Below are 12,268 nucleotides of genomic sequence, written 5' to 3'. Positions count from 1 at the left end.
AAGAGAGCTGCGACTAAACAAAATAATTTAGTCGTTATTTTTTTCAAACTCACTTTAATATTGGAGAAAACCATGTGTTTAAAATATAATTGTTAAAAATGCTTCTTTTGTTAACCATATAAGTGATATAAGTAAATTTAAGTTTTGGTTAACTGAAAACTAAACACTAAACTATTGAATACCTTCAGATGTCATCACCACTCGTTTTATTGTTCCGTCTTTGTTATAAAATAATTTATCAACGCAGACTGATCTTCTAAAACTTCCGCCGTCTGGCTGTGAAGCTCCATTATGATAAATAAAATACGACTGTCCTTTAAAATCGATTATCGACTGATGATTTGTATTGCTGTTTCCGGCCAGTTCATTCAAAATTCCCTTAAATTCCCATGGCCCTGTAATGGATTTGCTCATGGCGTAGGCAATTTTCTCCGGAAACTGATACGCATACGACAAATAATACCAGTTTTTATGTTTGTGAATCCACGGTGCTTCGGTGAAATTGGGTAAATCAATTGTTTGGATTGAGCCGTCTAATTCCAGCATATTTTCTTTTAATTTGGCATAATGACAAATGGTATTTCCCCAAAATAAATACGCCTGACCATTATCATCAATATAAACTGTCGGATCAATATCGTCCCAGCTTATTTTGGTGTGCGTTGTCATATCGTTTGTAATTAAAGCTTTTCCAAGGGCATCTTTAAAAGGTCCTGTTGGGCTGTCAGAAACTGCAACTCCAATTGCTTTTCCATTAATTGTTCCGTGAGTAACGGTTACATACCAATAAAATTTTCCGTTTCTTTCGATTACCTGTGATGCCCATGCATCTCCTTTTGCCCATGGAAAATCGGTTACTTTTAACGGTACGGGATGTGATTCCCATTTTTTCATATCCGAAGAAGAATAAACTACCCATTCATTCATTTTATAAAAATGAAAATCTTTTGGAGCTTCGTCATGACCTGCATACAAATAGACTTTGTCTTTGTAAACCAATGCAGCAGGATCGCCTGTATATTGATCTTTTATAATCGGGTTATTAAATTTTGCCGGATCTATTTGTGCCACTACTGTTGTGCAGGAAACAATTAAAACTAAAAACGACAGGCTTGTAATTAGGTTTTTCATTATAGTTAATTTGCAACATTATTTTTTTGCAAAAGCCCTTCCGGCTATGAAAGGGCAATTGGATTTTTAATTATTTTTTTTTACCCCAAACCGGTAATCCGGCTGTTGTTAATCCTGAATAAGTTATAGTCACTTTTCTGCTAGCTGATTCCCAATCCCAGGCGTCACTTACTTTACATTTTACACCATTTATGGTTAATGTTTTAGCTGTGCTGTCATAGGACCAGGTACCTGTAATAGCCCCGCTCACTTTTTTATCAGCAGTTAAATAAATAGTAACTGATTTTTGAATAACCTCATATTGGTAATTCATTGTAATTTGTTCCCATGTTCCAATAAAAGAAGCCTCTGTTATAGTAGTTTCAGGTACAGCAGCATATCTTTCGGCATCAACTACGGGCCAGCCGTCTTCTGTCCATTTAATAGCTCTTACATGTCCCATCATGATTGCATTTGATACATTAATCCCTGAAACACCTACAGGTAAACGTGCCTGCGAAGCATAATACCATTGTTTGGTATCCGGATTTTGAAAAACAGAACAGTGAGCAAATCCAACCCATCCGGTATGATTATTAAAACTATAAGGATGCGTAAGCATTGGCCAGCAATCTGCTCCGTTCGTTACATTAGCACCGTTGATTCCTAAGAAAGGGCCTGTAATGCTTTTGGAACGACAAACTCTGGTATTGTAAGGGACTTCCAAACCATCATAAGCAAGGAAAAGATAATAGTATTGAGTCTCCGGATTGTATATAATTTCCGGTCCTTCTGAACCCTGCCAACGACTTGTTGAGCTTCGGGATGCTATGCGGGTTCCATAATCACTTAAGGTTTTCAACTGATCCGGTTTTCCGGTTGCCGGATTCAATTTTAATGATGCAATACCCGAATGCCAGGAACCGTAAATCAGGTACTGATCTCCCTGAGGTGTCTCTACAAAAGTTGGGTCGATTGCATTGAATTTGAAATAGGCATTTTCCCAATTTCTGGCTCCTGTATAAGAGTATGGTTTTACACCATCAGGTTCAGAGCATACCACCATCCCCTTATCTACCCATACATTTGTTGCTAAATCATCTGATTCTGCCAATCCGATAAAAGCTCTTTCTGACCATGAAGTTTCGAAACTGGTTCCGGTAATTGGTTCGTCAACAACAATACTATAATACAGTCGGTATTTGCTGCCTACTTTTTTGATATAAGGTGCCCAACAACCATATCTTGGATTTGCTATTGGCGGCAAAGCAGGAACCATTCTGGCCCTTTTATTATTTAACGAATCTTTTACCCAAGCCGGAACTGTAGCCATAGCCGATCCCATATATTCCCAGGTTACAAGATCTTTAGAACGTCTGTAAGGAAAATTTCCATGACCCACATGAGCATTTCCATAAGAAGCATCCGTCTGGTACATATAATAGTATTCTCCACATTTTTCGACTGTAGGATCATGAACGTTAGCCAAATTCCATTGTGCCCTGCTGTTCCACGAAGAAATAGGGCTATAATTATCTGAATACGTTGGTCCCGGGAATGCAGGCGGTGTAACAACCGGAGGTACTACTACCGGTGGATCTGTATCTTCCTTTGCAGGATCATCACTTGAGCAGCTTACTGTAGCAAGCGTCAATAAGAAAAATCCCAGACAAGAAGCAATTTTTAAAATGGAACTTGATTTTTTCATCTTTTTTATCTTTTATTTTCCTTCTAGAACAACAACTGAATAAGGAGGAATAGTGATTTCTAATTTCCCTTTTTTGTTTTCGAAACCTTTAAAAGCTGTTGGAACAATTTTATTTGGTGTATCGAATGAATTGTAATCCTGTAATTTTGCTGATGTAATTATGGTTCCTGTAAAGTTTTTAACTCCCAGGTCTTTCACATCAATCTCTATTTTATTTTTATTTTTTGCATCCACATTTACTAAAGAAATATGAATTGCTCCATTTTTATCTTTTGAAGCCGAAGCCGATACTGCAGGAAGTGTTTCTCCATTCACCGTATATAATGGCGACTGAAAACTTACAGGTAATAGTTTTGCATCCTGATGAACAGCATATATTTTCATTACATGATAAGTAGGTGTAGTAATCATTTTGGCTTTATCAGTTAAGATAACTGCCTGTAAAACGTTAACACATTGTGCTAAATTCGCCATACGAACCCTGTCAGCGTGGTTGTTAAAAATATTAAGGGTTGCTCCTGCTAAAACTGCATCTCTCATGGTATTCTGCTGATATAAAAATCCGGGATTTGTTCCTTTTTCAACTTCGTACCATCCACCCCATTCGTCAACCAGCATGGCTACTTTTTTCTCAGGATCATATTTATCCATTATAGCACCGTGTTTGGTAACCAATTCTTCCATTTTTAGAGCAGATTGCATGGTTTTGAAATATTGTTCTTCGGTAAAATCAACTCCGTCTCCTTTTTTATTCCAGTTGATTACAGCGTAATGATGTACACCAACTCCTCCTAACATATTAAGTGGAATGTTTTTCATTAAAACTTCTGTCCAGTTATAATCGGCACTGTTTGATCCTGATGCAATACGGGTAATGCCTCCGGTATTTTCCCAATCCGACATGAAAGTGGCAAATTTTCTATATTCTCCTGCATAATATTCCGCAGTCATATTTCCTCCGCAGCCCCATGCTTCATTACCTATTCCCCAGAATTTAACTTTCCATGGTTCTGTTCTGCCATTCTTTTTACGCAAATCACTCATCGGACTTTTACCGCTAAAATTGGTATACTGAACCCAGTCAGCCAATTCCTGAACGGTTCCGCTTCCAACATTTCCTGATAAATAAGGCTCAGTTTCAAGAAGCTCACACATATTCAAAAAATCATGTGTTCCAAAACTATTATCTTCTGTTACTCCACCCCACCATTTGTTTACGATAGTTGGTCGTTGTTCCTGAGGTCCGATTCCGTCTTTCCAGTGATACGTATCTGCAAAACAGCCTCCAGGCCATCTTAGGTTTGGAATTTTTAAATCTTTTAAAGCCGCAATAATATCATTTCGAACTCCTTTAGTATTTGGTATTTTTGAAGTGTCACCCACAAAAAAACCTCCGTAAATGCAGCGCCCTAAATGTTCTGCAAAATGCCCGTAGATATTTTTGTTGATAGTTGGAGCCTTGTCATCATTTTTTAATGTGACAATCGTAGTTTCTTTTTGTGCGAAAGTAATTTGATTACAAAATGTAAATACAAATAGAATTAAAAATGCTTTTTTCATGTTATGGTATAGATAGTTATAAAGAGGAAAATTAATCAATTTTCCTCTTTATATTAATTTTTAATAAGAAAGTGTTGGCCATCCTGATGACCATGTGAAGTAAACAATTTCCATTTTTGGATTTCCATTGTCTGCTTTATTGTAATAATGAACAGCCCCTTTTTGCGTTCCTGTAATTCTGGATAAATGTCCCGGTCCGATATAATCCCCTTGTGAAGCTAAAACAGTTGTTCCGCCACCACTTTTTAAAGACACCCCATTTTTGTCTACAAAAGGCCCGAAGGGACTAGTTGAACGGCCAACCACTATGTAATAAGTACTGTTTACACCATTGCAGCAGGTTCCGCGGTTTACGAACATATAGTAATAACTGCCTTCTTTAACAAGGCAAGGAGCTTCCCATGAAGCACTGTTTCCTCCGGCTACAACTGTTCTTGTTCCGGTTGGTTTTCCTGTAGAAGGATTAATCTGAACTACCCCAATTCCGGCATGCCAGGAACCATAGGCCATATAAACATTACTACCATCAACTAAAATAGAAGCATCAATTGCATTTACATCTGATGAAGAATTAGAAGAAACCACAACGCCTCTGTCTGTCCAGGTTGTCCCTGCACTTTGTGAAATTGAAGGAGCAGTTACTAACCCAATAGCAGAAGTTGCCGATCCGAAAGTAGAACATGAATAATACATGTTCCATCTGTTATTGAACCAGGCAACATCCGGTGCCCAAAATGTTTTAGTAAAACCAGGTACATATCCTGTTATCCAGCCTGGAGTTGATGTAAATACAGAGGTTCCCCATGTCCAGTTTGCTAAATCTCTTGAATATGTCATCGGAATATTATCTCCTGTAGTAAAAACATAATAATTGACCCCGCTTTTTACTATTGTGCTTGGGTCGTGTGAAGGCACATTTCCTACTACTGTTTTTGCTGTTAAATTTGTAATCTGAGAATCCTGAGTCACAGAAGCTGCTTCTTCATTTGGAGAAACAACATCTTCATTTTGACAACTTCCTAATAATATTGCTAATAAAACCAAACTTATAATTGTTTTCATTGTGATAATAATTTTAGTTACTGTATAAATTTAACTTCTCTGGTATTCTATTCTTTTAAAAAACATAATATCACATAGCAGTTTAAGCTGCCATATGATACTATGTAATCTCACTAATTCAATAAATATTTAATAACCATCATTTTGGATAGTCCCTGGATTGTAATCTTTTTCTTTTTGTGGTATCGGAAAATATTCTCTTCCTTTTACATAAGAATTGAATTCGTCATCTCTGGATTTTAACCATGCTAATTTTGTAAGGTCTTCTAACCATCCCCAGCGACGAATATCATCAAATCTGTGTCCTTCAAGAGCAAATTCCAAGAAACGCTCATGAGCTATTTGTTCTCTCATCGTTGTCTGTGTCAATCCTGGTTTTGCAGTTGCTAAATTTGGCAAATTAACGCGATCTCTTACTTTTTGAATATAAGTATAGGCTCCAGGTGTATCGCCTGTTTCGTTTAAACATTCTGCATACATAAGTAAAATATCTGCATAGCGTAATATTCTTTCGTTGATTCCGGATTTCCAGCCAAACTCATCTGTTTTGGTTTCTGAATTTTCGTATTTATTACAAAAAAGATCATTTAAATCCCCAGGGCTATTTGCATAATGAGTAGCGAAATCAACACCGTACAATGTAACACCTCCAGGTTTGTTGTACATTATTGTAGCAATTAAACGGGGATCTACCTCATTTGCAACTGTTTTTTCAATTTGAAAATCATTGAATAATGTTCGGGTAGGCTGAACATCTCTCCAGCCAAAACCTCTTGCTCCATAAGTAACAGCTCTTGCGCTTGCAAGATTCCATGTTGGTCCTGGTATACCTCCATGAGGAAAAATATTTGTCCCTCCTAAAGAAGAATCAAATTGAACCTCAAATAACGATTCAGAATTGTTTTCGTTTGCCTCGGTAAAATTATCACGATAGTTTGCTACTAAAGAATATACACCTAAATCAATTACTTGTTTGAAAGTTGTTTTAGCATTTTCAAAATCCTTAGTAAATAAATACGCTTTTCCTAAATATCCTAAAGCAGCTCCTTTTGTAGCACGACCCTTTACTCCTGCATCCAATCCAGTTACATTATTGTATGATGTTGGCAACAAATCAGCTGCCATTTTAAAATCGGCAATTACTTGTGCCCAGCCTTCTGCTTGTGTTTTTTGAGGATAAAAAGCGGCCGGTTCTGTTGGAACAGGTACATTTTTAAACATATTTACTGCATGAAACAAATATAATCCTCTCAAAAAATAAGCTTGTCCCAGTATTCTTTTTTTAAGTTCAGCATCTTCCATTGCAATTCCAGGCACTTTTGAGAGCACTTGATTTGCACGATTAATACCTATATAATAAGTTTCATAAGCCCATCCATAAATGTCAAAATTATAAACATCACTATTAAAACGTCCTACATTTAGCATTGCCCCCCAAGGACTTTCACTTCGTGAATCATCTGCTTTAAGATCTAAACATAATGGAGTACTTCGCTGATACGCACCATCTGTAACTAAAGCTGCATAAGTTGCATTTAAACCTTGCATTGCATCGGCATCTGTTTTCCAAAATGAACCTGTTGTTTCTAAATTAGGATCTGCCTGAACTAAATCTTCGTCGTTTACACAACTCGTTGCCAACACAAAAAGTGAAAGTGACAATGTAGCGTAACTTAATATTTTATATTTCATCTTGTTATATTTTTGTTTATTAACTAAATTAAAATTCAATCTCTACACCCATCGAAATTGTTCTTGGGTTTGGAAATGACCCTCCTTCGTAGGCTCTGGAAAATAATCCGTCACTAATGAAATCCGGATCATAACCTCTGTATTTTGTCAGAGTTAATAAATTTTGACCACTAAGATAAACTCTGGCTTTGTTAATAAATTTAGTATTTGCTAAAGAAATGTTATATCCTATTTGAGAATTTTGCAGTTTTATGTAATCACCGCTTTCGATAAATCGGTTAGAATCTCTACCGTTAGAATTAGGATCACCAATAATAGGTCTTGGTACATTTGTATCTGTGTTTGTTGGTGTCCAAAAATTTAACATATCGGTATGAGCATTAGAATATTGTCCAGCCATTAAGTCACGGTATGTTGAATTAAATATTTTATTTCCAGCGTTACCTTGCCAAAACATAGAAAAATCGAAATTTTTGTAAGAGCAGCTAAAATTTAAACCATAAGTATATTTTGGAATAGCAGATCCCTGAAAAGTTCTGTCTTCATTCGTAATTAAGTTGTTTCCATCTACATCTCTAAATTTAATATCGCCGGCTTTTGCATTATTTTGCGTTGGAGAAGATGCAACTTCTGCATCACTCTGAAAGATACCAATAGCTTCAAAAGCATATAATTCTCCTATTGATCTTCCTACTACTGTCTTTGAAGCGGCGCCATAAATTGGATCATTGTTTTTGTTTAGTTCCAGTACTTCATTTTTAAGTGTAGAAAAATTAGCTCCAACACTATACTTGAAAGCATTATCATTATTAGCATAGGATAAAGAGAACTCCAGTCCTGAATTTTTTACTTTCGCAACGTTTGTTGTAATAGATGCAGGGAAAGTTCCTGAAGATAAAGGTGTTGGTCCTTCTGCTAAAAGATCAGATGTTATTTTTTCATAAAATTCTCCTGTGAATTGTAATTTGTTTTGAAACAGTCCTAATTCTAAAGCCACAGAGCTGGATTTTGATGTTTCCCATTTAATATTTGGATCCTTTGCCGAAACAACAGTTGTTCCTGGTACCATTGTAGAAACACCTGCACTGCTAGTAAAAGAATAAGGGACGAAAGGATTAACCGTTTCAGCATAACTATATGGTCCAAGGGTATTATTACCTAAAATACCATAACCTCCTCTTAATTTAACTAAATTTACCCAAATAGGAAGTTTTATAAATTTCTCACTGCTTAACTTCCAACCAGCAGAAAAAGAATATGCATTTGCTGTATTATTTTTTTCAGCAAAGAGAGAAGATTTATCCTGTCTGAAATTACCCTGAATAAAATAACGATCATCATAACTGTAGTTTACTCTACTTATGTATGATTTTGCTGTTATTTTAGATTCATATTCACGAGTCGTTACCTCATCTGCATTTTCTAAATGTACAATCTCTCCTGTTGCAAATCCTAATCCACTTGAGATATGATTGTAATGATTAAAATTTTCCTGTGTTATACCTGCTAAAAGCTCAATCTTATGTTTATCTATGTTTAAATCATATGTAAGTGTGTTATCCAAAAATGTTCTGGTTTCGCTACCGTTACTGGCATCAAGTATTGCTTTTTCCTCATTTACAACAAAATACCAGCCTAAATCACTTGGGGGATTAAAATATCTGTTTTTGAAGTCTAATCGGTCTGCACTTACATTTACTTTATATTTTAAACCTTTAAGAATTTCTAATTGTGCCCAAATATTTCCAACAAAACGATTTCTTCTGGTTTCGTTTTGCAACAGATTATTAAATCCTATTACGTTTAAAGAAATTGCCCTCTGCGTGTTTGAGTCTGCACCTCCGTAACCTCCAAGTCTATTGGCATCATAGACCGGAATAGTTGGAATTGCTGTTACTAATCCGGATACTGCTGTACCAAAATAAGTGTTGAAGTTTTCCTTATCAGACTGTGTATAGCTAATTTTTGAACCATATTTGAATTTCCCTTTAGTTCCGCTCAAATTCAAATTATAAGCATATCTTTCGTATTGCTGAGGAGATTTAAGATAGCTGTCGTTTTTAAAATAATCCAAATTCAGATTATATGAAAGTGACTCTGCTCCACCTGAAACTGCTAATGAATGATTTTGAATTACACCTGTATCAAAAGCTTCATCCTGCCAGTTAGTATCTACATTATTTATATAATATGGACTAGTTGGATCATTACCAGGTGCAATATTTATTGCCACCCCATTTTGAAGATCTCTGTTTTTTTCTGCTTCATTTGCAATAGTCTGATATCCAACCCTATCTGTTAACGACCATCTTTTAGTTATATCCTGTATGCTCAGGATAGATTTGTATTTGATGCTCATTGCTCCTGATTTTCCTTTTTTGGTAGTAATAATAACTACACCATTTGCACCTCGAACTCCATAAATTGCAGCTGTTGAGGCATCTTTAAGCACTTGCATAGACTCTATATCACCTGTTGCAAAATCATAAGGACTGTCTACAATAACTCCATCAATAACCCAAAGAGGATTGTTATTAGTAAATGAACCAATTCCTCTAATTTTTATATTTACAAAACTACCAGGTTCTCCAGAAGACTGCACTGTAACACCCGCAACCTGACCTTGCAAAACTTTTGCAACATCATATGCTATTACCTTTTTAGCGCTTTCCATATTTACCACACCAATGGCTCCTGTAATGTCTCCTTTCTTTTGAGTACCATATCCTACTACAACTACTTCATTTAACTTATTGGTATCCTCACCTAATACAACATCTACTTTTGATTGATTACCAACTGTTACTTCCTGATTTTGATATCCAATAAATGAAAAAACCAATACATCAGTTGGCGATGCTTTAATAGAATACTGCCCATCAAATCCGGTTGTGGTTGATGTTTGAGTTCCTTTTATCATAATGTTCACTCCCGGCAAAGGCAATTTGTCTTGTCCTGAAGTAACAATTCCGCTAATCTCTTTGCCCTGAGCCGACATAAGATTAACAGAAAATACTAGCATAAATAATGCTACGAGCCATTCTCTTTTTGGCAATAAAAAATTGCAATAGAGAAACATTTTTTTGTTTGTTATCATACTGGTGTTTTTAAGTTAGTTAGTGTATAATTATAAGTGTTAATTTTACATTTGTAAATTTAAATAAAAAAAAAGTGCAAAAACAAATTAATCTAATAAAAAAAGTGAATAAAAAAAATACATATTGCAATTTAAGTGTTAAATCAACATTTAAAATTTGATGGTTTTTTAAAAAAAATGTCTTTTAATCGTTTTATTTGTGTAAAAACTACACTTTTTATCAAAAAGCAAACATTTAATCAAAAAAACAGATGTTAAGAAAAAGTTATAAATAATGTGTTTTGAAAGAATAAAAATTAATTAAGCGAGTATATTTGTAATAAAAAACTTAATTAGTAGCGTTAATTTTTACTTAAAATGTGTTTTATAAGGAATAAAACAATCTCTTTTTAGTACAAAATAGATTTAATTGTACTTTTACACATTTTTAATCTGAATTAAACATAAAATTTCAAGAAATTTTCTAAATGACTTTATTAAGTGTAAAATCGACATTAATAAATTATGAAACATATTGAGAAGTTTATATATTTACCGATAAAATATAAAATATGCTAAACAGTTATAGCTCTGCGGATAAGGTTTTATTAGCAGTAGATTGCATCATTTTTGGATTTGACCACCAGGGTTTAAAAATACTTTTGATTAAAAGAGACTTTGAACCTGAAAAGGGGAAGTGGTCCTTGATGGGAGGATTTTTAAAACGTGATGAGATACTAGACAATGCAGCCATTAGAATTCTGAATACCTATACCGGACTACACGATATTTATATGGAACAGCTGCACGCGTATAGTGAAATAGATCGTGACCCTGTAGACAGAACTATTTCTGTATCTTATTATGCCCTGATTAATATTGAAAACCATAATGAGGAATTGATTAAAAATTATCATGCAGAATGGTTTAGCATAGCTGATGCGCCAAATCTTATTTTTGACCACAATGAAATGGTACAACACGCCATTAGAAGATTACGTTACAGAACTTCAATAAAACCAATTGGCTTTGAATTATTACCGGAAAAATTCACCATGCGACAATTATTAGAATTATACGAAGCAATTTTAAGCAAAGAGCTCGACAAACGTAATTTTATAAGTAAAATCAATTCTTTGGAAATTTTGAATAAACTGGATGAAAAAGACATGCAGTCTTCCAGAAAAGGATCTTATCTGTATACTTTCAATAAAGAAAAATATGAAGAAAAATTACTTAACGATTTTGTCTTAAATTTATAAAAGCGAACCAGAAATTTTAGATAAACTACAAGTATCAAAAAAATAAAACCCTGAAAGCCATAAACTTTCAGGGTTTTTGCATTAAATAAAACTACTATTAAAACTAAACTAATTATTCTCTAATATTTAACTATTTCCTTTTTGGTAATCTGCCAGAAATGTAGCTAAACCAATATCGGTTAAAGGATGTTTCAATAAACCTTCGATTGCACTCAAAGGACCTGTGATAACATCTGATCCTATTTTTGCACAATTAATAATGTGCATTACATTTCGAACAGAGGCTGCTAGTATCTGGGTTTCAAATCCAAAATTGTCATAAATCAGTCTGATTTCTTCAATCAGATTCATTCCGTCTGTTGAAACATCATCCAGTCTTCCAATGAAAGGAGAAACATAAGTCGCCCCGGCCTTTGCCGCCAATAATGCCTGTCCTGATGAAAATACCAAAGTACAATTGGTTCTGATTCCTTTATTCGAAAAATATTTAATGGCTTTTACTCCGTCTTTTATCATCGGGATTTTTACCACGATTTGCGGGTGCAATGCTGCCAGTTTTTCTCCCTCGGCAATCATGCCTTCAAAATCTGTTGAAATTACTTCGGCGCTTACATCTCCGTCAACCAGTTCGCAGATTTTTATGTAATGATCAAGAATATTCTGTGCTCCGGTAATTCCTTCTTTTGCCATTAATGACGGATTTGTGGTAACACCATCTAAAACCCCAAGGTCATTGGCTTCTTTAATATCTTTTAGGTTTGCTGTATCTATAAAAAATTTCATGTCTTCTTTTTATTT

The 12,268-nt window shown here is 34.9% G+C and carries 8 protein-coding genes; 1 reads left to right on the top strand and 7 read right to left on the bottom strand.

What is annotated here, in order from left to right; genetic code table 11:
• Window positions 1-171 precede the first annotated feature (171 nt).
• From JE46_RS03955 to JE46_RS03930, 6 genes are all read right to left on the bottom strand, one after another.
• On the bottom strand, window positions 172-1,131 hold the full coding sequence (locus JE46_RS03955; RefSeq protein WP_031453969.1) for a glycoside hydrolase family 43 protein: 960 nt from the start codon (window positions 1,129-1,131) through the stop codon (window positions 172-174).
• Between the two features lie 70 nt (window positions 1,132-1,201).
• Entirely contained in the window at window positions 1,202-2,818 is a 1,617-nt protein-coding gene (locus JE46_RS03950) for an arabinan endo-1,5-alpha-L-arabinosidase (RefSeq protein WP_031453968.1), read from the bottom strand.
• Between the two features lie 12 nt (window positions 2,819-2,830).
• The gene (locus JE46_RS03945; RefSeq protein WP_031453967.1) at window positions 2,831-4,378 is read right to left on the bottom strand and encodes an alpha-N-arabinofuranosidase; all 1,548 of its coding nucleotides are present in this window, start codon (window positions 4,376-4,378) and stop codon (window positions 2,831-2,833) included.
• A gap of 60 nt (window positions 4,379-4,438) precedes the next feature.
• Entirely contained in the window at window positions 4,439-5,440 is a 1,002-nt protein-coding gene (locus JE46_RS03940) for an arabinan endo-1,5-alpha-L-arabinosidase (RefSeq protein ID WP_051872819.1), read from the bottom strand.
• Window positions 5,441-5,569: 129 nt separating this feature from the next.
• Window positions 5,570-7,132, bottom strand: coding sequence for a RagB/SusD family nutrient uptake outer membrane protein (locus JE46_RS03935; RefSeq protein ID WP_035136422.1), 1,563 nt, complete (start codon window positions 7,130-7,132; stop codon window positions 5,570-5,572).
• 28 nt (window positions 7,133-7,160) lie between these two features.
• Window positions 7,161-10,229: a SusC/RagA family TonB-linked outer membrane protein gene (locus tag JE46_RS03930; protein WP_083480842.1), complete on the bottom strand. Its 3,069-nt coding sequence runs from the start codon at window positions 10,227-10,229 to the stop codon at window positions 7,161-7,163.
• A gap of 551 nt (window positions 10,230-10,780) precedes the next feature.
• Here JE46_RS03930 and JE46_RS03925 point away from each other — a divergent pair.
• Window positions 10,781-11,470 carry an NUDIX hydrolase gene (locus JE46_RS03925; RefSeq protein WP_031453963.1) on the top strand — a complete coding sequence of 230 codons (690 nt, stop codon included), beginning with the start codon at window positions 10,781-10,783 and terminating at the stop codon, window positions 11,468-11,470.
• 126 nt (window positions 11,471-11,596) lie between these two features.
• On the opposite strand, the gene fsa is transcribed toward JE46_RS03925, so the two are convergent.
• Complete coding sequence (gene fsa / locus JE46_RS03920; protein WP_031453962.1) at window positions 11,597-12,253, bottom strand: fructose-6-phosphate aldolase; 657 nt, start codon at window positions 12,251-12,253, stop codon at window positions 11,597-11,599.
• Window positions 12,254-12,268: the final 15 nt, after the last annotated feature.

It is taken from the genome of Flavobacterium chungangense LMG 26729 (assembly GCF_000735715.2).
GTDB lineage: Bacteria > Bacteroidota > Bacteroidia > Flavobacteriales > Flavobacteriaceae > Flavobacterium > Flavobacterium chungangense.
This window is presented reverse-complemented; position numbering and strand designations above follow the sequence as displayed.